The sequence below is a fragment of the Allobosea sp. RCC_152_1 genome (assembly GCF_041360765.1).
Taxonomy (GTDB): Bacteria; Pseudomonadota; Alphaproteobacteria; order Rhizobiales; family Beijerinckiaceae; genus Allobosea; species Allobosea spartocytisi.
Map to the genome: position 1 here is coordinate 1 of NZ_JBFUPU010000004.1, position 24,003 is coordinate 24,003.

The 24,003-nt window shown below is 66.7% G+C and carries 17 protein-coding genes and 1 pseudogene; 12 read left to right on the plus strand and 6 right to left on the minus strand.

Features of this window, described 5'->3' with window-relative positions:
* Window positions 1–230: 230 nt before the first annotated feature.
* Complete coding sequence (locus tag AB6806_RS14795; RefSeq protein WP_370954832.1) at window positions 231–1,121, minus strand: LysR substrate-binding domain-containing protein; 891 nt, start codon at window positions 1,119–1,121, stop codon at window positions 231–233.
* 203 nt (window positions 1,122–1,324) lie between these two features.
* Between AB6806_RS14795 and ilvD the strand changes: the two genes are divergently transcribed.
* Window positions 1,325–3,166, plus strand: a complete 1,842-nt coding sequence (ilvD, locus tag AB6806_RS14800) for a dihydroxy-acid dehydratase (RefSeq protein ID WP_370954833.1) — start codon at window positions 1,325–1,327, stop codon at window positions 3,164–3,166.
* Between the two features lie 216 nt (window positions 3,167–3,382).
* Here the strand turns inward: ilvD and AB6806_RS14805 are convergent, their stop codons facing one another.
* Complete coding sequence (locus AB6806_RS14805) at window positions 3,383–3,847, minus strand: hypothetical protein (protein WP_038366992.1); 465 nt, start codon at window positions 3,845–3,847, stop codon at window positions 3,383–3,385.
* Window positions 3,848–4,076: 229 nt separating this feature from the next.
* On the opposite strand from AB6806_RS14805, the gene AB6806_RS14810 reads away from it, so the two are divergent.
* From AB6806_RS14810 to AB6806_RS14825, 4 genes are all read left to right on the plus strand, one after another.
* Entirely contained in the window at window positions 4,077–4,520 is a 444-nt protein-coding gene (locus AB6806_RS14810) for an Lrp/AsnC family transcriptional regulator (protein WP_113254413.1), read from the plus strand.
* 170 nt (window positions 4,521–4,690) lie between these two features.
* The gene (locus AB6806_RS14815; RefSeq protein WP_370954834.1) at window positions 4,691–5,821 is read left to right on the plus strand and encodes a saccharopine dehydrogenase family protein; all 1,131 of its coding nucleotides are present in this window, start codon (window positions 4,691–4,693) and stop codon (window positions 5,819–5,821) included.
* Between the two features lie 127 nt (window positions 5,822–5,948).
* Window positions 5,949–6,965 (plus strand): protein-methionine-sulfoxide reductase heme-binding subunit MsrQ, encoded by a 1,017-nt coding sequence (locus AB6806_RS14820; protein WP_210245672.1) that lies wholly within the window; start codon window positions 5,949–5,951, stop codon window positions 6,963–6,965.
* 133 nt (window positions 6,966–7,098) lie between these two features.
* A complete protein-coding gene (locus AB6806_RS14825) occupies window positions 7,099–8,796 on the plus strand; it encodes an MFS transporter (protein ID WP_370954835.1) in 1,698 nt (565 codons plus the stop codon).
* 79 nt (window positions 8,797–8,875) lie between these two features.
* On the opposite strand, the gene AB6806_RS14830 is transcribed toward AB6806_RS14825, so the two are convergent.
* On the minus strand, window positions 8,876–9,673 hold the full coding sequence (locus AB6806_RS14830) for an undecaprenyl-diphosphate phosphatase (RefSeq protein WP_370954836.1): 798 nt from the start codon (window positions 9,671–9,673) through the stop codon (window positions 8,876–8,878).
* 255 nt (window positions 9,674–9,928) lie between these two features.
* Here AB6806_RS14830 and AB6806_RS14835 point away from each other — a divergent pair, with 255 nt between their 5' ends.
* Genes AB6806_RS14835 through AB6806_RS14845 form a run of 3 tightly spaced genes read left to right on the plus strand, consistent with a single transcriptional unit; the run spans window position 9,929 to window position 12,620 of the window.
* Window positions 9,929–10,621, plus strand: a complete 693-nt coding sequence (locus AB6806_RS14835; protein WP_038366875.1) for a glutathione S-transferase family protein — start codon at window positions 9,929–9,931, stop codon at window positions 10,619–10,621.
* Entirely contained in the window at window positions 10,519–11,757 is a 1,239-nt protein-coding gene (gene queG / locus AB6806_RS14840; RefSeq protein ID WP_370954837.1) for a tRNA epoxyqueuosine(34) reductase QueG, read from the plus strand. The genes AB6806_RS14835 and queG overlap by 103 nt, the downstream gene beginning before the upstream one ends.
* Window positions 11,754–12,620, plus strand: a complete 867-nt coding sequence (locus AB6806_RS14845; protein ID WP_370954838.1) for an SDR family oxidoreductase — start codon at window positions 11,754–11,756, stop codon at window positions 12,618–12,620. The genes queG and AB6806_RS14845 overlap by 4 nt, the downstream gene beginning before the upstream one ends.
* 7 nt (window positions 12,621–12,627) lie before the next feature.
* Here the strand turns inward: AB6806_RS14845 and olsB are convergent, their stop codons facing one another.
* The 3 genes and pseudogenes from olsB to AB6806_RS14860 form a co-directional block, all read right to left on the minus strand.
* Window positions 12,628–13,587 carry a l-ornithine N(alpha)-acyltransferase gene (gene olsB, locus AB6806_RS14850; RefSeq protein ID WP_133566007.1) on the minus strand — a complete coding sequence of 320 codons (960 nt, stop codon included), beginning with the start codon at window positions 13,585–13,587 and terminating at the stop codon, window positions 12,628–12,630.
* 99 nt (window positions 13,588–13,686) lie between these two features.
* On the minus strand, window positions 13,687–15,768 hold the full coding sequence (locus AB6806_RS14855) for an ATP-binding protein (RefSeq protein WP_370954839.1): 2,082 nt from the start codon (window positions 15,766–15,768) through the stop codon (window positions 13,687–13,689).
* A 141-nt stretch (window positions 15,769–15,909) separates the two neighbouring features.
* Window positions 15,910–16,818 (minus strand): annotated as a pseudogene (locus AB6806_RS14860) (YifB family Mg chelatase-like AAA ATPase); the annotation flags it as partial.
* A gap of 49 nt (window positions 16,819–16,867) precedes the next feature.
* Here AB6806_RS14860 and AB6806_RS14865 point away from each other — a divergent pair.
* From AB6806_RS14865 to AB6806_RS14880, 4 genes are all read left to right on the plus strand, one after another.
* A complete protein-coding gene (locus tag AB6806_RS14865) occupies window positions 16,868–18,694 on the plus strand; it encodes a recombinase family protein (RefSeq protein ID WP_370954840.1) in 1,827 nt (608 codons plus the stop codon).
* A gap of 1,250 nt (window positions 18,695–19,944) precedes the next feature.
* Window positions 19,945–21,261 (plus strand): hypothetical protein, encoded by a 1,317-nt coding sequence (locus tag AB6806_RS14870; protein WP_370954841.1) that lies wholly within the window; start codon window positions 19,945–19,947, stop codon window positions 21,259–21,261.
* 700 nt (window positions 21,262–21,961) lie between these two features.
* Window positions 21,962–23,272 (plus strand): plasmid recombination protein, encoded by a 1,311-nt coding sequence (locus AB6806_RS14875; protein WP_370954842.1) that lies wholly within the window; start codon window positions 21,962–21,964, stop codon window positions 23,270–23,272.
* Between the two features lie 353 nt (window positions 23,273–23,625).
* Window positions 23,626–23,886, plus strand: coding sequence for a hypothetical protein (locus AB6806_RS14880; RefSeq protein WP_370954843.1), 261 nt, complete (start codon window positions 23,626–23,628; stop codon window positions 23,884–23,886).
* Window positions 23,887–24,003: the final 117 nt, after the last annotated feature.

Sequence of the window (24,003 nt, forward strand, 5' to 3'; positions counted from 1 at the left end):
GCGCAGAAGAGGCGCCGCTCAGCGGCGGCGCCGTCTCGATGGGCGGTTTATAGGCGGGACCCCCGAGACATGTCAACGGCCATTTTGAAAGTTTTTCGAGGGAAAGTGCTTTTGATTTGAAATCAATTACTTAGCTAGGAATCCGCTGTTCACAGCCCCTGGCCGATGCCGTTCCGCCGGAATTTTTCCCGCTGTCCTTCCCCGGGGCCGGGCGAAGCCCCCGCGGGCCTTCAGTCCGCGCCATGCGCGCCCTGCCCCTGAACGGCCATTTCGTCGTTCAAGGCGTCGGCCAGGAAGGCGCTCATCGCCGCGACGGCAGCTCCCGGTCGGCCCGGCGCCAGATGCAGCGCGATCTCCGAAGCCGGCAGCGGTGGCAAGCCATGCTCGATCCCGAGCAGCTGCAGATCCGCGCGCGCGGTACCGGCCTTGACCACGGTCAGCGCCGCGCCGGAGGCCGCGACCGCCTCGACAGCGCCGATACTGGAGCTGGAAAACAGGATGCGCCAGCGCAGCCCCGCCTCGTTCAAGGCGTCCAGCGCCCATTCGCGGAACATGTTCGGCGCCTTCAGCAAGGCGAGCTGCAAGGGCTCTTCCGGAACAAAGGCCATTCTATCCGAGCAAGCCAAGTGCGTCGGCTCGCGCCGCAGCACCTCGCCGCGGCCATCGCCCGCCTTCTGCGTGGCGAGCACGATATCGAACTCCTCGCCGAGACTGTTGAGAAGATCGCGGGTGAAGCCCGTCGTCACCTCGAGCTCGACATCGGGATGGGAGCGGGCAAAGCGCGCCAATGTCTCGGGCAGCACGATCGTCGCGTAATCATCCATCACCGCGAGCCTGACCCGGCCGCTGACGCTCTGCGCATTGATGACGTCGAGCGCCTCGTCATGGAGCGCGACGATGCGGCGGGCATAGCCAAGGAATTGTTCGCCCGCGCGCGTGAGGAGAACCTCATGCGGCGAGCGCTCCAGCAAGGTCTGCCCGGCCAGCTCCTCGAGACGGCGGATCTGGGTGCTGACGGTCGACTGGCTGCGGAAGAGCGCCGCCGCGGCGCGGGTGAAGCTGCGCAGCTCCGCGATGGTGACGAAACTGCGCAGCAGATCGACGTCGATATTGCGCAGCATGGCCGAATGCCCCTCACCTCTTAACGATCCAGCGAGAGCCGTTATGCCAATTCGGCAAGCGTCTGTCCCATGGGCAGACGCGGCTGGCTGCCATGCGTGGCGCCGATCATGGAAATCGAAGAATTCAATTTTGTCACAGGGCGCGGCGACGATAGTTTGCCGCGCAACGGGACATCAGGAGCCCGAGACCGGAGACGCATGAGATGCCCAGGCTGAGATCCGCAACCTCCACCCATGGCCGCAACATGGCCGGCGCCCGCGGCCTGTGGCGCGCCACAGGCATGACGGACGGCGATTTCGGCAAGCCGATCGTCGCGGTGGTGAACTCCTTTACCCAGTTCGTGCCCGGCCATGTCCATCTCCAGGATCTCGGCCAGCTCGTCGCGCGCGAGATCGAGAAGGCCGGCGGCGTCGCCAAGGAGTTCAACACCATCGCGGTCGATGACGGCATCGCCATGGGCCATGACGGCATGCTCTACAGCCTGCCCTCGCGAGAACTGATCGCCGACAGCGTCGAATACATGGTCAACGCCCATTGCGCCGACGCGATGGTCTGCATCTCCAATTGCGACAAGATCACGCCCGGCATGCTGATGGCGGCGATGCGGCTGAACATTCCGACCGTCTTCGTTTCGGGCGGGCCGATGGAGGCCGGCAAGTTCATCGCCGAGGGCGTGCTGAAGAAGGTCGACCTCGTCGACGCGATGATCGCGGCTGCCGACGACAAATATACGGACGAGCAGGTCGACGTGATCGAGCGCTCGGCCTGCCCGACCTGCGGCTCCTGCTCGGGCATGTTCACGGCGAATTCGATGAACTGCCTGACCGAGGCGCTCGGCCTCGCCCTGCCGGGCAACGGCTCGACGCTCGCCACCCATGCCGACCGCAAGCGCCTCTTCGTCGAGGCGGGGCATCTGATCGTCGACCTCGCCCGGCGCTATTACGACCAGGACGACGAGAGCGTGCTGCCGCGCAATGTCGGCTCGTTCAAGGCCTTCGAGAACGCGATGACGCTCGACATCGCCATGGGCGGCTCGACCAACACGGTGCTGCACCTGCTGGCAGCAGCGCATGAGGCCGAGATCGACTTCACCATGGCCGATATCGACCGGCTGTCGCGGCGCGTGCCGGTGCTGTGCAAGGTCGCGCCCGCCGTCGCCGACGTGCATATGGAAGACGTGCATCGCGCCGGCGGCATCATGGCGATCCTCGGCGAGCTCGACCGCGCCGGGCTGATCGACACCTCGCTACCGACCGTCCACGCCACCACCATGGCCGAGGCGCTGGCGCGCTGGGACATCACGCAGACGACGAGCGAGGCGGTGCGCTCGTTCTATAGCGCGGCGCCCGGCGGCGTGCCGACCCAGACCGCCTTCAGCCAGGAGCGTCGCTTCGAGGAGTTGGACACCGACCGCAAGGCCGGCGTCATCCGCAGCGCGGAGCATGCCTATTCCAAGGATGGCGGCCTCGCCGTGCTGTTCGGCAATATCGCGCTCGACGGCTGCATCGTGAAGACGGCGGGCGTCGATGCTTCGATCCTGAAGTTCTCCGGTCCGGCCGTGATCTTCGAGAGCCAGGACGCCGCGGTCGAGGGCATCCTCAACCGCAAGGTCAAGGAAGGCGATATCGTGCTGATCCGCTATGAGGGGCCGCGCGGCGGCCCCGGCATGCAGGAAATGCTCTATCCGACGAGCTATCTGAAGTCGAAGGGGCTGGGCAAAGCCTGCGCGCTGGTCACCGACGGGCGCTTCTCGGGCGGCTCGTCCGGCCTCTCGATCGGCCATGTCTCGCCGGAAGCGGCCGAGGGCGGCGCGATCGGCTTGGTCGAGAGCGGCGACATCATCGCGATCGACATCCCCAACCGCAGCATCACGCTGCAGGTTTCCGACGAGGAGCTCGCACGCCGCCGCGCCGCGATGGAAGCCAGGGGCAAGGATGCCTGGAAGCCGGCCGCGCCGCGCAAGCGCAAGGTCTCGACCGCGCTCAAGGCCTATGCCGCGACGACGACGAGTGCCGCGAAGGGCGCCGTCCGGGTCGTCGACTGAGGCGAGAGCCTCCGCCCGGCCGGCTCCATCCGGCCGGGCTCGCCATTCCCATACCGAATCCGGGTTCCTCTCCCCGTGCTGCTTTAGCGTTGGGAGCCTCCCGGCAACCCGGCACCGACGCAGCCGTCGGATCCCGCCTCGCGGCCGTCGCAGATGCTTTGAAACGACGAACGCCGCGCCTGCCGGCGCGGCGTCCGAATTCCGGCAGAGGCCGGATCAGCTCTTGAGCTTGGTGTTGCACTGGCTCCAGTAGCCGCCGCCCTTCTCGATCCATTTCAGATCGCCATTGGCGTTCGCCGCCTTGTTGGCGTTGTACTGATCGACGCAGGTCTTCAGGCGGGCCTTTCCGGCCGTCTCGCTCGAATATTTCTGCGACACCGCCTTCGGGAACACGGCGGGCTTGGCCTTGCCGGCCGGCTTGGCCGTCGTCGCGGCAGCGGCCGTCGCGGGCGCTGCCGGCTCCGCCGGCATGGCCGCAGCGGCCTCGTCATCGGCGGCGTCATCGTCGCCGCACTGGGCCTTGCGGAAGTCGTTCCACTTCTGGCCCTTCAGGGTATTGGCCTTCTTGGCGTCCTGATATTTGACGCTGCATTCCTTCATCGTCAGAGCCGAGGCCGGCGACGCAGCGAAGGACATCAAAGCAAGGGCTGACGCGGATGCGAGAACGAAAGTCCTGAACATGACGGTCTCCATAGCGAGGCTTCTCTGCCGCGAGCGGCATCGCACTCCTATTCTTGCGGCGATGCAAGCCCTTTTCCGGCGCCCCCAACAACGTTTCACGGACTGCGCGGTTCCATTCCGCTCGCTTGCAGCACGTCTTTCGACGGCATGATGACAACCGCCCTCCCCGGCTTGCCGGGGCCGGGCCTTTGCCGCCATGGTGCCGGCCCTGCGAAGCACCGGAGACAGCATGGCAAGACCATCCGACGCGGCGAAAGACCGAGACCTGATCCGCATCCTCTCGGAGAATGCGCGCCTGCCCCTCTCGGACATCGCCAGGATGCTCGGCGTCTCGCGTGCAACCGTCCAGGGGCGGCTGGCCCGGCTGGAGCGCGACGGAGTCATCGCCGGCTACACGACCATCCTCGGCAAGGCCGCCCGGCCTGCCACGACGATCGCGGCGCTCGTCATGATCGAGCTCGAGGTCAAGCGGCAGGGCGGCGTCGTCGCAGCGCTGAAGAAGCGGCCGGAAATCGTGCAATGCCACACGCTGAGCGGCCATTTCGACCTCTCCGTGAAGGTCGAATGCGAGACCGCGAGCGATCTCGACGCGGTGATCGACTGGATCGCCGAGATGGAGGGTGTGCGCCGCACGACATCCTCGGTGATTCTCGCGCGGAAGTTCGAGCGCTGAGGCAGCCTCCACCGGCGCGATCATTTCCCTTCGATTTCAATCATAATCCATCGATATGACTAATCATAATCCGTCATATCGACGATCCGCCCGTTAAACGACGCAGCCCTTCGCTCCAGCATGGCGTCAAGGAACGGTCCGCTGGGGGCCGGCCATGTCAGGGGATCGTCATGACCTTCCAGAAGCAGCGCATCGCCGTACTCGGCGCGGGCCAGATCGGCGCCATCATCGCCGGCATGCTGGCCGAGCAGGGCCATGAGGTCACGCTGGCCGATGCCTCGAAAGCCCAGCTCGCCCATGCCGCCGGCAAGCGCTTCGGCACGGCAGTGGTCGATGCGGCCGATCTCAGGGCGCTCAGTGCCTTCCTGCGCGACCGCGACATCGTCGTCAGCGCCTGCCCCTATTTCCTGAACAAGGGCATCGCCAAGGTCGCGGCCGAGACGAAAACTCATTATTTCGACCTGACCGAGGACGTCGCCACCACCGCCTATGTCAAGGAACTCGGCCGGAGCGCAGATGTCGCGCTCGTGCCGCAATGCGGTCTGGCGCCCGGCTTCATCTGCATCCTCGGCGCCGACATGGCGGCGCGCTTCGACAGCGTGCGCACCATCAAGATGCGCGTCGGGGCACTGCCGCTCTACCCGACCAATGCGCTGCGCTACAACGTCACCTGGTCGGTCGACGGGTTGATCAACGAATACTGCAACCCTTGCGAGATCGTCTTCGACGGCCAGTCGACGCTGGTGCCGGCGCTCGAGGGTATCGAAGGCGTGATGATCGACGGCGTCGCCTACGAGGCCTTCAACACCTCCGGCGGGCTGGGAACGCTGACCGAGACGCTGGCCGGCAAGGTCCGCAACATGAGCTACAAGACGCTGCGCTATCCCGGCCATGCCGAGATCATGAAGCTCCTGCTGCGCGATCTCGATCTCGCCGATGACCGCGAGACGATGCGGCGCATCCTCAGCCACTCCGCCCCTTTCACCCGCAAGGATGTCGTCGTGATCTTCGTCACCGGCGTGGGCGAGCGCGCCGGCCGGCTGGAAGAGGAGAGCGTGGTGCTGCGCTATGACGGCAATGACGAGCTCGGCGCCATCCAGCTCACCACCGCCGCCGGCTGCGTCGCCATGATCGAGCTCTTCCTCGCCGGCAAGCTGCCCGCCAAGGGCTTCGTGCGGCAGGAGGATGCCGCGCTCGCCGATTTCCTGGCGACGAAGGCCGGAACGCGGCTGGTCCGCGAGGCGCGCGGAGCGGATGCTTCGGGGCTCAAGCTCGCGCCGGCGATCAAGAACGCGGCCTGACGCAGAGGCGAAGCAGCCCGGCCGAGCTCGACAGCGCGCCTTCACGCCCTTGTGTGCAGAGGTGTGGGACAATGTCCCCACGCTTCAGCTATGTCGGGGGCGTGAACCCGCATGATGGAGAGCGGTCGTGACAGCTCCGCTGCGCGCAGAGGCCGAAGCCGTCCAGGGCGTCGCCATCCATGGCGACGCCGGGCGGACGACCGCGCGGACAGGTCGGGCCGACAGAAAGCCTGCAAGCGGCAAGAACGCTGCGAACGGCAAGAAGGCCGGGCTGAGGGAGTGGCTGCCCTGGCTCGACCGGCAGGGCCGGTTTTCGGGCCTGCGGGCCGCCGCTTTCGCGCTGACCCTGCTGCCGGCCGCGCTGATCATCTACGCCGCCTGGATGGGCCAGCTCGGCTCGAAGCCCTGGACGGAGGCGATCCACCGCACGGGCATCTGGGCGGTCAGGCTGCTTGTGCTGTCGCTCGCGATCTCGCCGCTCCGGCGGCTCCTGGACTGGGGCAAGCTGATCGGGGTCCGGCGCATGCTCGGGCTCTCGGTGATGGCGTATGCGCTCGGCCATCTCGGCCTCCATTGCATCGACATGGCCTTCGACTGGGGGCTGATCGTCTCCGAGATCGTCAAGCGCTTCTATCTGACGATCGGCTTCGTCGCGCTGCTGGGCCTTTGCGCGCTCGGCGCGACCTCGACGGACGGGATGATCCGCCGGCTCGGCAAGAACTGGCAGAGGCTGCACAACCTCGTCTATCCGATCGCGGGGCTGGCGCTGCTGCATTTCGCGCTGCAGTCCAAGATCGACGTGACCGAGCCCGCGCTGATGAGCGGGCTGTTCATCCTGCTGCTGTTCTATCGCGGTCTCTATCGCTGGAAGCTGCCGGTTTCGCTGCCCGCCCTCGCCGGCCTCGCCTTGCTGGCCGGGCTCGCCACGGCGCTGCTCGAAACCGGCTGGTATGCGCTCACCAGCGGCGTCTCGCCCTGGCTCGTCTTCCAGGCCAACGCCGACATCCTGACCTATTGGGACTATGCCTCGATCAGGCCGGCGCATTGGGTGGCACTGGCCGGGCTCGCCGTCGTGGCGGCGCGGGCGTGGCGCGCCCGCAAGCCCCGTCCGCCGCGCCAGGCGCGGCTGCCGGCAACGGCCTGAGAGGGCGCCCGCGGGCCTGCGCAAAAACTTTCCCAGTTTCGCCGTTTTCGAAATCGAAAACGGTTTCCTCCGCGCGCCCTCATGCTAACCCTATTCCATGCCTGATGATTTGCATGCCCAACCGACAGCCGATGTGGCGGAAGCCGAACTCGCTTCGGAGGGCATAGCGCGTTCGGACACCTCGCCTTTCGTCCCGCTGCGGCAACCGATCTTCCGGGCCGTCTGGTTCGCCAGCCTCGCCTCCAATTTCGGCGGCCTCGTCCAGGCGGTCGGCGCTTCCTGGATGATGGCCTCGATCTCGCCCTCGGCGGAAATGGTGGCGCTGGTCCAGGCTTCGACGACGCTGCCGGTGATGCTGTTCTCGCTCGCGGCCGGGGCGATCTCCGACAATTACGACCGACGCCGGATCATGCTGACCGCGCAGTTCTTCATGCTGGCCGTCTCTGTCGGGCTCGCGGCCTGCGCCTGGCTCGGGCTTATCACGCCCTGGCTGCTCCTGAGCTTCACCTTCCTGATCGGCTGCGGTACGGCCCTCAACAACCCCGCCTGGCAATCCTCGGTCGGGGACATGGTGCCGCGCCGCGACGTGCCGGCGGCGGTGACGCTGAACAGCGTCGCCTTCAACATCGCGCGCAGCGTCGGCCCCGCCATCGGCGGCGCCATCGTCGCCGCGGCCGGCGCGGTCGCCGCCTTCGTGATCAACGCCTTCTCCTATATCGGCCTGATCACCGTGCTCGCCCGCTGGCAACCGCCCAAGGTCGAGCGGGTGTTGCCGCGCGAAACGCTGTTCATCGCGATGGGCGCGGGCGTGCGCTATGTCGCGATGTCGCCGAACATCCGCGCGGTGATCCTGCGCGCCTTCGCCTTCGGCTTCGGCGCGATCGTCGGCCTTGCCCTGCTGCCGCTGGTGGCGCGCGACCTGATCCGCGGCGGGCCGCTAACCTATGGCATCCTGCTCGGCGGCTTCGGGGCCGGCGCCGTCGCCGGCGCCTTCATGAGCGCCCGCCTGCGCCGGGTGATGAGCACGGAAGCCTTGGTCCGCTCGACCTTCATCGCCTATGCGGTCGGTATCCTGCTGGTGGCCTTCAGCCGGACGATCTGGATGACGATCCCCGGCCTCTTCGTCTGCGGCGCCTGCTGGGTGCTGGCGCTCTCGACCTTCAACGCCACGGTCCAGCTCTCGGCGCCGCGCTGGGTCGTGGGCCGGGCGCTGGCGATCTACCAGATGGCCACCTTCGGCGGCATGGCGATGGGCAGCTGGGCCTGGGGGCGCACGGCGCTGCTGTTCGGAACGGACCGGGGCCTGCAGCTTTCGGCCATCGCCCTGCTGATCGGCGCCAGCCTGGGCCTGCTCTACAGGCTGCCGCCGCTGGAGGAACTCAATCTCGATCCGCTCAGCCGCTGGCGCGAGCCCAAGGTCGCGGTCGATATCGAGCCACGCAGCGGGCCGGTGATCGTCACCGTCGAATACATCATCAGGCCGGAGGACGTCGTCGCCTTCCTGAACGTCATGGCGGAGCGCCGCCGCATCCGCCGACGCGACGGCGCGCGCCACTGGACGCTGCTGCGCGACCTGACCGATCCGACGCTCTGGTTCGAGCGCTACGACAGCCCAACCTGGGTCGAATATGTCCGGCAGAATCAGCGGGTGACGCAGGCCGACGCCGAAATCGGGGAGCGCGTACGCGCCTTGCACAGCGGGCCGAACCCGCCCGTCGTCCACCGCATGATAGAGCGGCAGACCGCCTCGCTCACCTCGGCCCCGGCCGCCGCCCCGGCGACCTCCGTGCCCGTCGCCACCCCGCTGGGGGATCCGTCGCGGGCCGGCTAAAGCCGGATGATTTCAGATGGGATCACCTCATGGATCCCATCTGAAATCTGAAGCCGTCCCGACCGAAAAGCGGGTGCGATCAGCCGACGATCCAGAGCCCGGCAAGCCCGACCAAGCCGACGATGATCCGCCACCAGGCGAAGACCGCGAAGCCGCGCTTCGAGACGAAGTCGAGGAAGGAGCGCACCACGATCAGCGCCGAGAAGAAAGCGGCGACGAAGCCGATGACGATCAGCATGCTGTCGTTGAAGGTCAGGTCCTTGTAGCTTTTCAGGAGATCGTAGGCGAAGGCGCCCGCCATGGTCGGCATGGCGAGGAAGAAGGAGAACTCGGCCGCCGCCCGCTTGCTGGCGCCGAGCAGCATCGCTCCGACGATCGTGGCGCCGGAGCGGGAGACGCCGGGGATCATGGCGAGGCACTGGAAGAAGCCGATCTTGAGATACATCGGCAGCGTGAAGGCGGTCGCGTCGGTGTATTTCTCCTGGAGCTCCAGCTCATCGACCACGAGCAGGACAAGCCCGCCGGCGATCAGTGCGCAGCAGACGATCAGGGGATTGAACAGCACGCCCTTGATGAAGCCGTGCAGGAGCGCGCCGATGACGGCCGCGGGCAGGAAGGCGACCAGCACGCCGATGACGAAGCGCCGGGCGGCAGGATCGCTCGGGAGGCGCAGCGCGATGTCGAGCAGGCGGCGGAAATAGACCAGCAGGATCGCCAGGATCGCGCCGAGCTGGATCAGGACCTCGAAGGTCTTGCCGTTCGATTCGAAGCCGAGGAAGTGGCCCAGCAGCAGGAGATGGCCCGTCGAGGAGACCGGCAGGAACTCAGTGAGGCCCTCGACGATGCCGAGGACGAAGGCTTCGATGAGATTCTGCATGGGAGAACGTCCTCGTGCGACTTGGATCCGCGCCGGCTGGCTTCGGTCGATGCGTTACCGGCTTACGCCCGGCTCTTTGCAAATTGGTTACCACTTCGCCAATGAACCCAGGCAAATCGTCCGCATCCGCTTCCCCCGCGCTTGTGGCGCTTTTCGGGCGTGATATGAGCGGGCGCTGGACGCATAGCGGGGATTTTTCTGGCCTCTCGCCCCGCTCCGGCCGCATTTGACCCGCTTCAAGGCTTCATGAGTGCCATGGCGACGCTGTACCATTATCCGCTATGCCCGCATTCGCGCTTCATCCGTCTCGTGCTCGGTGAATTCGGCATGGAGGCCGAGCTGGTCGAGGAGCGTGTCTGGGAGAGGCGGCGGGAATTCCTCGAGCTCAACACGGCGGGGACCACGCCCGTCTTCCAGGAGCAGAACGGCCTGGCCGTGCCCGGCGCCGGGCCGATCGCCGAATATCTCGACGAGACGCGCGGGCTCGCGCTCGGCGACCGTCGGCTCCTGCCGGAGGGGCCGGGCGAGCGCGTCGAGGTGCGCCGGCTGCTCGACTGGTTCAACCTGAAGTTCCATGACGAGATCACCGGGCCGCTGGTGCTCGAAAAGGTGATGAAGCGCTTCATGAGCCGCGACGAAGGCGGCGGGCCGCCGGAAATGGGCGCGATCCGCGCGGCGCGCTCCAATGTGCGCTATCATCTGCGCTATATCTCCTGGCTGCTCGCCAAGCGGAACTGGCTGGCGGGCGCCGGGCTGAGCTATGCGGACCTCGCCGCGGCGGCGCATCTTTCCTGCGTCGACTATCTCGGTGACGTGCCCTGGGAAGAGGACGAGACGGCGCGCGCATGGTACGCCCGAATCAAATCGCGGCCGAGCTTCCGGCCGCTGCTGAGCGACCGGGTGCCGGGCATGGCTCCGAGCGCCCATTACGACAATCTGGACTTCTGAGCGGCGAGGCGCTGAAGCGCGCTATTGCCGCGCGCGCCCGCACCGAGGGCTTCGCCGCGATGCGCGTCGCGGCGGCCGATGCGATTCCGCTCGCGCCGGGCCGGCTCAAGGCCTGGCTGGAGGCCGGCTATCACGGCGACATGGCCTGGATGGACGAGCGCACCGCCCAGCGCGCCGATCCGCGGGCGCTGTGGAGCGAGGTCCGTTCCGTCATCATGCTCGGGATGAACTATGCCGGCGAGGGCGACCCGCTCGCCATGCTCGCCCACCCCGACAAGGGCGCGATCTCCCTCTATGCCCGCCGGCACGACTATCACGACGTCATCAAGGGTAAGCTCAAGAGCGTGGCCGGGCTGCTCGCGGCGCGCGGCGGCGGCGACGTCAAGGTCTTCGTCGATACCGCCCCGGTCATGGAGAAGCCGCTGGCGCAGGCGGCCGGGCTCGGCTGGCAGGGCAAGCACACCGTGCTCGTCTCGCGCGAGCACGGATCCTGGCTGCTGCTCGGCGCGATCTACACCACGGCTGAATTGCCGGCCGACGAGCCCGAGCGCGACCATTGCGGCTCCTGCCGGCGCTGCCTCGACATCTGCCCGACCGCGGCCTTCCCGGCGCCTTACCAGCTCGATGCGCGCCGCTGCATCGCCTATCTCACCATCGAGCATCCCGGCCATATCGATGCGGAGCTGCGCAGCGGCATCGGCAACCGCATCTTCGGCTGCGACGACTGTCTCGCTGTCTGCCCCTGGAACAAGTTCGCCGAAAGCGCGCAGGAAACCCGCCTCGCCCTGAAGGACGAGCTCGACGGGCTGTCCCTGGCCGAGCTCGCCGGCCTCGACGATGCGGCCTTCCGCACGCTCTTCGCCGGCACGCCGGTGAAGCGGACCGGGCGCGACCGCTTCCTGCGCAACGTGCTGATCGCGATCGGCAATAGCGGCCGGCCGGAGCTGGCCGCCAGCGCCCTTGTGCATCTCGACGCGCCCTCCCCGCTGGTGCGTGCGATGGCGGTCTGGGCGCTCGGCCGCCTCGATCCGGCGCAGGCCGCACTCTTGGCGCCGACGAGCCTGCGCACGGAAACCGACCATCAGGTGCAGGCCGAATGGGCCGCCCTGCTCCCACAGACGGAAGACGCCGCATGAAACTGCTGATCCTCGGCCTCGGCTATTCGGCCGGCTTCTTCGCGCGCGCCGCGCTCGCTCGCGGCTGGGAAGTGACCGGCACCTCCCGCTCGGCCGAGCGGGCCGCGGAGCTCAGCCGCGAAGGCATCCGCACGCTGGTCTTCGGCGGCTTCGCAGTCTCGTCCCCGCTCGCCAAGGCCGTGGCGGAGGCCGAAGCCGTGCTCGTCTCGGTCCAGCCGGGCGAGGATGGCGACCCCGTGCTGCAAAGGCTGCGCAACGAACTCGCCACCGCGCCGGCGCTGCGCTGGATCGGCTATCTCTCGACCATCGGCGTCTATGGCGACCAGGGCGGCGCCTGGATTGACGAAAGCCAGCCGGTGAATCCAGGCAATGCCCGCAACAGGCTGCGCGTCGCGATCGAGGAGGACTGGCTGGCGCTGGGGCGCGGCAGCGGCAAGGCCGTGCAGATCTTCCGCCTTTCCGGCATCTACGGGCCCGGCCGCAACCCCATCGCCAAATTGCGCGAGGGCAAGGCGACGCGGCTCGTCAAGCCGGGACAGGTCTTCAACCGCATCCATGTCGACGACATCGCCGGCATCCTGATGGCGTCGCTGGCGCAGCCGCGCAACGGCGCGATCTACAACGCGACCGATGATGAGCCGGCTCCGCCGCAGGATGTCGTCAGCTTCGCCGCGGGCGTGACGGGGCTGGAGCCGCCGCCCGAAATCCCTTTCGGCGAAGCGAAGCTCTCACCGATGGCGGCGAGCTTCTACGGCGAGAACAAGCGGGTCTCGAATGCGCTGGTGAAGCGGGAACTCGGCTACGCCTTCCGCTATCCGACCTATCGCGAAGCGTTGAAGGCGCTGGCCGCAGCCGGCGAATGAACGGCCGTCAGGCGGCGTAGCGCGAGTTCTCGCCGCCGTAATACTGGGCATAGCGCCTGTCGATCGCCGAGACGGGCAGCACGACGAGCACGTCGGTCGTTCCGAACTGGCGGTCGATGACCGCGCCGGAGCCGAAGCGGGCGCCGAGCCTGAGATAGCCCTTGATCAGCGGCGGCATCTGCTTCAGCGCGAGCTTGTAGTCGACCATCTCCGCGGGCAGCCGGTCCATGCCGACGAGATGCTCGGGATGCGCCTCAGCACTCCATTCGCCCTGCGAGCGGGCATGGTGGTGCAGGAAGCTCAGCGGCAAGGCGAGCGCGTCAGGGTCGGTGCCGTCGAAGGAGGCGCAGCCGAACATGGCGTCGATGCGGTGATGCTCCAGATAGGCCCAGATACCGGACCAGAGCAGCTCGACGGTGCGTTTGTTGCGGTAAGGCTGCAGCACGCAGGAGCGGCCGAGCTCGAGGAAGCGCTGGCCGGGATGGCGTGCCAGCAGGGGCGCGAGATCGAACTCGCTTTGCGTATAGAAGCCGCCCAGCCGATTCGCCGCGCTCTGCCGCATCAGGCGGTAGGTGCCGACGACCTTCGGCTTGATACCGCCGAAACGGCCCTTCGCCGCGTGATCGATGACGAGCAGATGATCGCAGGCCTTGTCGAAGCGGTCGGCATCGCGGCGGAACATGCGGGCGATCACATCGGGCTTCGCCGACATTTCCTGGTAGAAGACGCGGTAGCGCAGCCGCTGCGCGCGCCAGATCTCGCGGGGGCCGCGCGCCAGCCGGACTTCGAGCGAGCCGAGCCGACCCAGGCTCCCCGAAAGCGGCGCTGATTCGCCGGCTTCCAATCCGTAACGGCGCATCGCCCCGCCCGTGATGAGCATCATCGGAGCGAGGCGCGAAAGCAGGGGATTGCCGGCGGAAAACCGGGCCGGCAGCGCGTTCGATCGCTCAGAAACGTGCAATGCCATCGCCTGTCTCACCCTCTAAGCCGCTTCCGGCATCCGGGAAGGCTTGCTCCGCGCATCTTACAACTTCGCGACAAAACTGCGTCGAAGCGGTGACGCCCGTCAAGCCGACAATGTCCGCGAGGCCTCCTTGCCGAGGTGATCGAGCCAGCGCAACAGCGCCGCGCGCTCGAGCGGTTTGGCGAGACAATCATCCATTCCCGCGGCGAGCGCGGCCTCGCGATCCGCCGCCGAAACATTGGCCGTGACGGCCAGCAGCGGCAAGCGCCGGATGCGGCCACGCTCCGCTTCCAGCGTCCGCACGGCACGGGCGCAGTCCAGCCCGGTCATCACCGGCATGCGGATATCGAGAAGCGCGAGATCGAGCGGCGCTGCCGCGCCGGCGAGGCTGGCCTCGATCCGCTGCAGGGCCTCGCGCCCGTCGCGGACCCAGATGACCGAGGAGCCGAGACGCTCCAGCGTCCGCGTCAGCAGCAGCGCATTGATCTCGTTATCCTCCGCGACGAGGATGTTGAGGGGCTTGCGCACCGGCGATCTGGCGGCCTGGCTCTTGCCTGTAGCCGGCAAGATTTGGGGAAAGCGCGTACCCAGCCGCTCATAGAGCGAGCGGGCGCGGACGGGCTTGATGAGGAAGCCCGAGAATCCCGCGGCCTGCGGCGAGCCGAACTGGCGCCGTGCCAGCGACGACAGCAGGATCAGGCAATCGCGGATGCCCGCCTCCCGCACCGTTTCCGCCAGCTCCTTCGCCGCGCCGTCGCCGAGCGCATGGTCGATCAGCACCGCGGTCACCGGGCGTTCGCCGGCAAGGGTCGCCCGTGCCGCCTCCACGGAGGCCGCGACGGAGACCGCCGCCCCCGTGGCCCGGATCGACTCCCAGAGGAAGCGCGCCGCGAAGGGCGCAGGAGAAGCGAGCAGGACATGCTGCTCCGGCCAATGCGGGATCGGCACCGTCTCGGCGCCCGGCGCCGCGGCCAGCGGCAGGATCACGCGGAAGCTCGCGCCCTCGCCGAGGCGGCTCTCCGCCCGGACCTCGCCATCCATCAGCCCGACCAGCCGCCGCACGATGGCGAGGCCGAGGCCGGTACCGGCATGGCGGATTCCGGGGCCATGGTCCAGTTGCTCGAACTCCCCGAAAATGACCTCGAGCCTGTCGGCCGGAATGCCGGGCCCGGTATCGGAGACCAGGATCTCGACCATTCTCCCCACCCGCCGCACGCTCAGGCCGACGCCGCCGGCATCGGTGAACTTGACGGCGTTGCCGACCAGATTGAGCAGGATCTGCCGCAGGCGGTCGCGATCGCCGACGAGCTGCGCCGGCAGTTCCGGCGCGATATAAGCCGCAAGCTCGATTCCCTTGGCCTGGGCCCGGGGCGCCATCAGCTCGGAGACCGTCTCGACCAGCTGGACGACATCGAAGGGTTCCTCGACGAGCTCCAGCCGGCCAGCTTCCACCTTGGCGAAGTCGAGGATGTCGTCGACGAGGGCGAGCAGCGCCTCGCCGGAGATGCGCAGGGCCTGGACATAGGTCGACTGCTCGCCATCGAGGCCGGTATCGGCCAGCAGATCGGACATGCCGAGGATGCCGTTCAGCGGCGTGCGGAATTCGTGGCTCACCGTGGCGAGGAAGCGCGACTTCGCCTCATTGGCGGCCTCGGCCCGGGCGCGCGCCTCGACCAGCGCGTCCTCATCGGCGATACGGGCGGAGATGTCGCGGCCGACGCGCTGGATCAGGGTACGGCCGCCTGGGCCTGGAACCGCCGTCTCGATCCAGGCGATCCAGCGCTCCCCGACATAGGTCGCGAGGCATTCGTCGAAACTGCGGGCTCCGCCGTCGAGGGTCCGCAGCGCCCGCGAGGCGAGCTGCGGCAATTGCGCCTCGCTGCCGACGAGATCGTTCTCTTCGGCGCCGAACAGCGCGGCATAGGCGGTATTCGCGTAGATGATGCGGGCCCCGTCGCGCTGGACGATGAAATCGCCCTGAGCCTCGACCAGGCTGCGATAGCGCTGCTCGCTGTCGGCCAGCGTCCAGAGCTGGTCGTTCAGCGTCTCGACCTCATGGGTGAGCGATGCAAGCTGGCGGCGTGTGCGCGCCAGCTGCCTCAGCGCGAGGATGCCGCCCGCTCCCAGCAGGGCGACGATGACGGCGGCAGCGATGACGAACCATGTCCAGGACGAGAGAGCCATGCTCCCCGTCTAAGGCCGCCGCCCTGAAAAAAGCCGCTTGAGGAAAGCACGATTTTGCCGTCAGCTTTCAAGCAAAGCTTAACCCTGAGGGGCTTGCGGGGCAGCCCGGCTTTTTCCGAAAACCGCAGGACCGGGCTTTCTCTACGCCGCCTGCGCCAGCTCCCCGCCGCGCGTGCGATAGGACAGCGCCTCGGCGAGATGCAGCCGGCCGACCTTCGCTTCGCCGTCCAGATCGGCGAGCGTGCGCGCGACCTTCAGCACGCGGTGATAGGCACGGGCGGTGAGCCGCAGCGCCTCGGCCGCATCCCTCAGCAGGGCAAGGCCGGCATTGTCGGGACGGGCGATCTCCTCCAGCACCGGTCCCGGGCAGGCGGCATTGGTGGTGACGCGGCCAAGCCCGAGCGCCTCGAAGCGGGCGCCCTGGAGCGCCCTCGCCGCCGCGACGCGCGCCGCCACCTCGGCGGAGCCCTCGCTGGCGGCCGGCAGGATGAGGTCGGCGGCGGTGACTGCCGGCACGTCGATCGCGATGTCGATCCGGTCGAGCAGCGGGCCGGAAATCCGGGCCTGGTACTGCGCCATGCAGCGCTCGTTCGGCTGGCGCCGGCAGGCATAGCCCGGCTCCGTCGCCTTGCCGCAGCGGCAAGGATTCATCGCCGCGACGAGCTGGAAGCGCGCGGGATAGACGGCACGATGGTTGGCCCGCGAGATCAGCACGTCGCCGGTCTCCATCGGCTGGCGCAGCGCATCGAGCACCTGCGGCTGGAACTCGGGCAGTTCGTCGAGAAAAAGCACGCCGTGATGGGCGAGCGAGATCTCGCCGGGCTTCGCCTGCAACCCGCCGCCGACAAGCGCCGCCATCGAGGCCGAGTGATGCGGCGCGCGGAAAGGTCGTCGATCGGTCAAGGCACCGCCGGCGAGATGTCCGCCGACGGAGAGCACCATCGAGACCTCCAGAAGCTCGCGTGGCGTCAGCGGCGGCAGGATCGAAGGCAGGCGGCTCGCCAACATCGACTTGCCGGCGCCGGGCGGGCCGTTCATCACCAGGTTATGATACATTAATGCCTGCTTGGCTAAGGTGCCCGGCGATCGGGGAGGCATCATGCCAAAGGCTTATTCCTACATTCGATTCTCATCTGCGGAACAGGCTCGCGGAGACAGCCTGCGCCGCCAAGTTGCGAAGGCAGAGAAGTGGTGCGCCGAACGGGGCCTCGTCTTGGACGAGACGCTTCGGGACGAAGGCGTCAGCGCGTATCGCGGGAGCAATGCAGAAGTCGGTAGCGCGCTCGGCTCCTTCCTCCATCTCGTCAAATCCGCGAAGATCGAGCGCGGGTCCTTGCTGCTCGTTGAGAGCTTGGATCGGCTGAGCCGGGAAAACGTAAACGTCGCCCTGCCACGGTTTCTCGACCTGATCAACGCTGGCATCGTGATCGTGACGATGGAGGACGGACAGGAGTATTCCTCCGCTCGGATCGAACGGGATTTCAGCCCCTTGATCGTATCGCTCTGCGCAATGGCGCGGGCGCACGAAGAGTCCCGCACGAAATCGTTTCGAGTAGGCGAAGCGTGGGGCAAGAAGAGGCAGGCCGCAAGAGAGGATGGCAAGCCGATCGGGCATCGGTGTCCGTCCTGGCTGCGGCTGATGAATGGTCGTTATGAGGTGATTCCGGAACGCGCCGAGATCGTCCGGCAAATCTTTAGCTTGGCCGTCGCGGGGTACGGTCAGCGTGCAATCGTCGCGCGCCTCAATCTGGACGGTGTGCCCGTGTTCCGCGGCTCAAAGAAATCCCAGCGCCCCTCGCCGAGCGGCTGGCAAACATCCACCGTCCGCCGCGTCCTGACCTCTCCGACAGTGCTCGGCGAATATCAACCCCATACCGGCTCGCATCGAGCAGGCTCATGGAAACCCGAAGGCGATCCCATCAAAGCCTATTACCCTGCGGTAATCGATGAAGACGTCTTCTGGCGCGCACAACGGGCGCTGGAAGGGCGGCGCGTCAGTGATGGTTCTCGAGGCCGTGGTGGGCGCCGCGGGAAGGGCATCGCGCACCTCCTCCTCGGTCTCGGACGATGCTCGCGCTGCCGTGGTGCCATGCACCTGCTCAACAAGGGCCCTGCGCCGAAGGGCGGCCTCTATCTGGCCTGTTCGACTTCGATGCGGAAGGCTGGTTGCGAAAACGACGTCCGTTGGCGTGTCGAAGACTTGGAGGCGCGCTTGCTCCGCGGTCTGTCGTATCTGGACGCGCAGTCGATCTTGACCGGCGATCCTGGCCACTCCACCGGCGGTCAAATTGAGACGCTGCGGTCACGGCTCGCTGATGCGGAGCGGCGACGTGATCGTCTCTTGGCCATCGTCGAGTCCGGCGACGATGCCGCCACTGCCCGTTTCAAGTCAGTGGTGGACGAGATCAAGGCAATTCGAAAAGACCTGTCCGCAGCGGAGAAGGAAGCTGCAAAGGCTGCGGCAGATCCCGGGATCCAAACTCGACTCGCCGATGCGATCGATCTGTCGGCGAAGATGGACGAGGCCGATGGAGAGCAGCGAACCGCGATCCGGGTAAGGCTGGCGGAGCAGCTTCGGAATCTCGTTCACGAGATTCGTTGCGATCCGGAACTCGGGGCCCTCGCGATCTTGTCGCCACAACCGAACGTCTCTCCCCAAGAAGTCCCGTGGATCGTAGGTGCCGGGCAGGCCCAGAGGTGGCGCTTGTGGCTCGATGGCGATCCTCAGGGAATGGAAGCCGAGGACGAATGGGACAGCGGCCCAGAACCGGTCACCGTCTTCGGCAAAAGGCTTACGCAACAACCGTCGGCAATGCCTGCCCCGACACCAACTCGCGAGGTGAATGCCGACATTCCGAACTCTTCACCCCGGCAATCCCTTCTGCGGCCTCTTCGCCGGAATGGACGAACACCGGCTCGTTCTTGAATCCACCAACGGAGATCTGGCCGAGCGCGGAGACTTCAATATCGTAGCGCTTGGCCTGATCAGCTTCAGTACACTCGGCAGGATGGCGTGGTGTTCATCCCGCGGCCGGGGAGTGCCGGCGCAGCCGGCACGAGCCGGGCGCAACCGACGTCGCCCCCGCGAGGGCGTGAGGCCCCCTGGAGGGGGCCGGAGCAGAGGCCCTTGGGCCGGGGGTGGTGTGGCATTCCACCCCCGGTTCAGATAGCTTTGCAGACTGCATAGCTGCCATGGCGGAGGAGTGGCGATGAAATGGCTGAATAGACCGTGGAGTCGGAAGGAAGCTCTACGGGTTATATTCTGCGGTTTAGGAGCAGCGGCCGTTGTCTTCGTCCTCGGCACGAATCTCAGCGATTTGTTCTTCTACACATTCCACCCGTTGTCTGTTTTCCTTTCGGATGGTTGGGCAATAGCGCTGGGCGTCGTGTGCGCCTTCTTCGGCGGATACAAGTTCGCGACTGCGCATGACTAGATGCGGTAGCCAGTCCCCGAAGAGGTCGGGCTCATCTACATCGTAAGGGAATAGGTCTTTCATGTGGGTGCCTCACTTCATGGGTGGGGCTTCGGAATATCCGCATGAAAGTTGAGCTGAGAAATCGGGCTTCCGGGCTCTCAAAGGTTCGCCCGATCGGCTATCGGCGTTTGGCCTATGCACGGCCGACAGGCAGCCTTGAAAACGAAGGCCCCTCCGGTCTTCGCGCTGGCAGGCGCTCTCGGAGGGGCGTGTGAACGAGGTCAATAGTGATCGCCGGCATCGCGCATAGCAATCCTGCCCGTCGCTCTGACGGGTGATCCCCAGGCTGGCATACCCTGCCAGCCAGCCGACGCCCCTCTCTACCCCCAAAGCAAAATTTGTTGACGACACCGCTTACCGCCTGACCTCGGGCGGTCTGGGCGCCCGCCTCCAGGCGGACGTCCTGGCGCGCGGCCCGGCTGTGGGAGCACGGGCGGCCGAGGATCGTGCGGCGTCGGTCTTTCGTCTGTTCGATGGACAACCTCTCGCGGACGTCGCGATCCCGCTTCACGAGGCCACGCCTTCGGCCGGCGCAAGGGGCGACGTCGCCGCGGCCCGGGCGGGCCGCCTTGTCAGTAGAGGAGCTACGTTTCCCTCCACCTCTCAGGATGAGGAGGAACGGGAGGGACAGGATGATGTCGCTGACTGCCCTCTCACGACGACCAGGGGTCGCTACGATCTTCGTCATGGGATTGCCCGGATGCTTCGCCCCGCGGACGGAACCAAGGGCCCCGCCGTATGTGGTTGCGGTCGCGCGGGACACGAAGTCGACGACGTTGCCGTCCATCTGTCCGAGGAAGGGCGCGCGTACGCCACGGGCGTATACCGCTGCGATTCCGCTGTCCTCTGCCCGACCTGCGCTCCCCGCCGCGCTTTCGAGATTCAGGAGCGTTTGACCCGCGCTACCCAGGCCTGCGTCGAGCAGGGAGGATCGGTCTGGTTCGTCACGCCGACCGTCCGCAGGGTCAAGGATCAGCCTCTTGCGGAGATGCGCGAGGGGTTCCAGGACGCCTTCCGGGAAGCCCGGCAGGGCTCGGGTTGGACAAAGCCATCTGCGCGGGCGGGCGTGCTGGGAATCTCGGGCGTCATCGAGGCACCATGGAGCCCCGTCACCGGCTGGGGCCTTCATGGCCACTACCTGGTTTTCTTCAATCATCGCGATTCCGAACGCGCCCGTGCAGCCTGCGAGTTACTGATCCGGCGCTTCCTGGCACGCCTTCCGGAACACGGCCTGTCCGGCACCTGGTCCGCCCAGGATGCGGAGGAGTGTGTGGATGCAGAGAAGGCCGCGAGATACTGCGGCAAGATCGCTTCGGAGCTGGCGCACGGCTGGGTCAAGAAGTCCCGAAAGGGGAAATCCACCTCGGTGCATCCCTTCGCGCTCGCGACGAAGGCCAGTATGGAGGGAGTGAACGTCCCCGGCCTCGAACGCGTGTCTCCCGTTCGATGCCGCGAGCTTTGGCTTGAATACGCCGCCGCGATGAAGGGGATTCGGCTCGGCGTCATCTCCTCCCACCTCGCGAAGAAGCTGGGCATCGCGCCCGCCACCGATGATGAGAAGCCCGGCTTGCGCCAACTTCTTGAGGACGAGCGCATCGATACGATCGAGACGCCAACCTGGAACCGGCTCGTCGGCCGGGGACGTGTTGGCGAGCTCTTCGCCCGGATCGAGTCTTCGGTCCACCTCGTTGAGGTCGAGGGCATGAAACCCGAATACATCGGCTGGCAGGAGGTCCGCGCATGGGCCCTGGAAGCCGGAGCAGAAGACCGGCCGGGTGACGACGCATTCCTCCGTCGCGATCCATCCCGGCCAGCCCCCTCGCCTTCGATATCTCCTGCGGAGCGGAAGGCGTCGGCCGAGGTCGATCGATTGATGGCTATTCGCCGGGTCCTGTTGGTCGTCAGATCCTCGACCGGTGCGGGTACGATTGCGGCGATCCGGCGCGCGATCGCCGCGGACGCCGCCGCCTATCCCGGCATCATATTGACCGAAGCCGAAATCCTCAGGGCAGCCTAACGTTAGGTGGGTAGGCGTCGTCTCGCGTTCGAATCCCGCTGGCTCAGCGCGTGCTCATTTCCGCGGACGAGGTACCGATAGGGCTGCTGTAAACACGGCCTTGTCGAGCGCCTCGCCCGGCCTCTCAGCACATTCGAGAGCGGTCGCTACGATCAGGACCGTGTCATTCAGGTGCGCAAACCTATCTGGGGAAGCGCCGCGCATGCTCTCGACGATCCAACGCGATATTTCCTCGTGCAGGACTGGTAACTTCTCGCGGCTTTGCGACCAAGCGAAACAGGAAATATAGGCCTGTAGGAAACGGTGCTTCTTGAACTCTTCGCCCTGAACAGGACTAGAGACTGCGGCCGCTAGGGCCGCGATTGAAAGAGCGCGTTTCACGATCCGAATCCCTTGTAGCCGCCGACCGAATCTAGAGGACCTTGGCAAATCGGCAACGTCGTTCCATCCGAATTCAGTAGGTCGCCAAGTCAGCGGCCGAACGGACGTGCGACGTAGCCAACAGAGCGAGGGAAGCGATAGGATGCGTCCCTCGCGACGTCTCTTTCGTTCTCCCCGTTCCGGGATCCCCGCGGGAGCGCCCTCGGAGAGTTCCCGAAGGGCCCGCGGAGCGTCCCGCGGAAGCGCCGACACCATGCAATGGTGGTAGTCGGTCACTAACATCTGGCGCCGGCAGCCTCGTGAGCTCAGCCTTCCCGGCATGAGTGGCTTTCAGTTCGCCCATCTTGAGGTCTATGGACGGAAACCCGACGCCAAAGGCAGGTCGGTGAACTGGGTGCTGGCCGAAGCAACCCGCGAACCCGATGCCTGCCCGCATGTCGCGACGCCGACGCCACCCGAGCTTGTCCATGGCATCGCCCTCTCCGAGGTTCGTCGCCTTCACGATGAAGCCTGCTCGACCGCCAAGGTAACGTTGTCGAATGGAAGGCTTCGGGCGATCAGCAAGGATCAGAAGACCTTGTTGACCGTGGTGACGTCGCATCCCGCTTTGACGGAGTCCGTGCGTTCCGATCCCGCCTTGGCCGCCGAGGTCCGCGCATGGGAGAAGCGCTCCGTGACTTGGCTCCGTGAGCAATACGGCGAGCGGCTTCTGTCGGTCGTCCGGCACGTCGACGAATCCTATGCCCATCTCCATGCCTATGTTCTCCCCTCCGACTTGAAGGCTGCCGGGCTTCATCCCGGAACGGCCGCAAAGCGAGCCGTCACTTCGGCAGGCCCGGCCGAAGGAGAGGATCCGAAGGCTCTGAATCGTCGTGGCGATGCGGCGTACCGGCAGGCAATGCGCGAATGGCAGGACTCCTATTGGGTGAAGGTGGGATTGCCTTCCGGGCTCGCTCGTCTGGGACCTGGCCGCCGCCGTTTGACCCGGGAGCAGTGGCAGGCCGAACGAATGGCTGCGCGTTCGACCAAAATGGCTCTTGATCAGGCCGTGCTCATCGATCGGAAAAGCCGCGAGCAGGCAGCGAAGGTGAAAGCCGCCATCACCGATGCCCAGGCCCGAACCGAATCCGCGAAAGCCCTCCATGACGCCGCCGTCGACAAGGAGAGAGAGGCATCCACGGCCCTCGATCGCGCCGGCCATCAGGAGATGGCCGCGAAGGCCCTCCAGGCTGCCGCCGAAGTCCGTGAGCAGAAGGCCTCCGCGACACTGGCTCGTGCCGGCGGCGAAGCGGAGCGGATCATCGCCAAGGCGGCTCAGCAGGCGTCACGAATATCTTCGTGGGGCTCTCGGCTTCGGAGCTTCCTCGATGGCTTGCGGAAATCGTCGATCGCTGCCGCGGCGCGCCTCGAAGCGGCGCGGGAGGTCGCGCGCGAGCGAGCGCGAGCCGATGATGCCGCGCGCCGCGCGCTTGAGGAAGCGGCGCGACGTCGCGAAGCTGAGCGACGGGCGCAGGCGGCCACGGAGTCCGTCCTGACAACGGCGCGCGAGCGCGACCAGGCGCGACAAGAACTCGCGGCGCTGCGGCCCGCGCCACCGGCGTTGGATATGGGCAGGAGGTTTGGGCGATGAGGCAACGTTCATGCATCGAAGTCGCGGGCATTCGCGGACGCCATGCCCGGGAGCGAGCCCGTACCGGCGTAGGGCCTTTCTCACCGCTTCGCGGAGAGATCGCTTTCGCCGTGTCCTGGTTGACGTCCTTGATGACCTCGCTGGTGATGGCACCGTTCCGGGCTCGTCCCGCTCCGGGCCCGGAGCTGAGTTCATATCAGCCGACGCAGCGGGAACTGGGCGTGCCGGGGCCGCTGCGGCCTCGGGCACATGGGCGTTTGCTTCACGGTCGATATCGCGCGGCACCGTCGCTGAACCGAATCTTTCGGGATCTTCGCCGTCCGGCTGCGCACGATGCTGCGCGGGCGGCTCTGATGGCCCGCATCAGTGATCCCGATACACTGGCCTGGGCGATCGGCCTCATCGGCTCGGGGCATGCTTGGCGGCTCGCTCTCGCCGTTCGGCCGGGCGCATCCGACGTCGACGTCGTGACCTCATGGCGATCAGAAGCGAAGGCGGACAAAGCCGCTGCGGAAGCCGAGGCCGCCGCCGCGCTGCGGGCGAAGCTAGCCGCTGCGAATGCGGCCGAAGGGAAAGACGACGCCGACGTCGCGCCCCGGCCGCCGGGCTTCTGAAATCCATGATAGATCACCCCACCCACCTCAGACTTTGCGTCCAGCGGGCTTCCTACGGCCTCGTTTCGTGGGTCTGACCTCTGGAATGGCCCAATTCATATCCTTCGCGACAGCACC

Excerpts from the sequence above, each read along its gene's own strand:
- AB6806_RS14795 (WP_370954832.1), bottom strand. The coding sequence starts at position 1,121 with ATGCTGCGCAATATCGACGTCGATCTGCTGCGCAGTTTCGTCACCATC.
- ilvD (WP_370954833.1), top strand. The coding sequence starts at position 1,325 with ATGCCCAGGCTGAGATCCGCAACCTCCACCCATGGCCGCAACATGGCC.
- AB6806_RS14805 (WP_038366992.1), bottom strand. The coding sequence starts at position 3,847 with ATGTTCAGGACTTTCGTTCTCGCATCCGCGTCAGCCCTTGCTTTGATG.
- AB6806_RS14810 (WP_113254413.1), top strand. The coding sequence starts at position 4,077 with ATGGCAAGACCATCCGACGCGGCGAAAGACCGAGACCTGATCCGCATC.
- AB6806_RS14815 (WP_370954834.1), top strand. The coding sequence starts at position 4,691 with ATGACCTTCCAGAAGCAGCGCATCGCCGTACTCGGCGCGGGCCAGATC.
- AB6806_RS14830 (WP_370954836.1), bottom strand. The coding sequence starts at position 9,673 with ATGCAGAATCTCATCGAAGCCTTCGTCCTCGGCATCGTCGAGGGCCTC.
- AB6806_RS14835 (WP_038366875.1), top strand. The coding sequence starts at position 9,929 with ATGGCGACGCTGTACCATTATCCGCTATGCCCGCATTCGCGCTTCATC.
- queG (WP_370954837.1), top strand. The coding sequence starts at position 10,519 with ATGGTACGCCCGAATCAAATCGCGGCCGAGCTTCCGGCCGCTGCTGAG.
- AB6806_RS14845 (WP_370954838.1), top strand. The coding sequence starts at position 11,754 with ATGAAACTGCTGATCCTCGGCCTCGGCTATTCGGCCGGCTTCTTCGCG.
- olsB (WP_133566007.1), bottom strand. The coding sequence starts at position 13,587 with ATGGCATTGCACGTTTCTGAGCGATCGAACGCGCTGCCGGCCCGGTTT.
- AB6806_RS14855 (WP_370954839.1), bottom strand. The coding sequence starts at position 15,768 with ATGGCTCTCTCGTCCTGGACATGGTTCGTCATCGCTGCCGCCGTCATC.
- AB6806_RS14865 (WP_370954840.1), top strand. The coding sequence starts at position 16,868 with ATGCCAAAGGCTTATTCCTACATTCGATTCTCATCTGCGGAACAGGCT.
- AB6806_RS14870 (WP_370954841.1), top strand. The coding sequence starts at position 19,945 with ATGCTTCGCCCCGCGGACGGAACCAAGGGCCCCGCCGTATGTGGTTGC.
- AB6806_RS14875 (WP_370954842.1), top strand. The coding sequence starts at position 21,962 with ATGAGTGGCTTTCAGTTCGCCCATCTTGAGGTCTATGGACGGAAACCC.
- AB6806_RS14880 (WP_370954843.1), top strand. The coding sequence starts at position 23,626 with ATGGCCCGCATCAGTGATCCCGATACACTGGCCTGGGCGATCGGCCTC.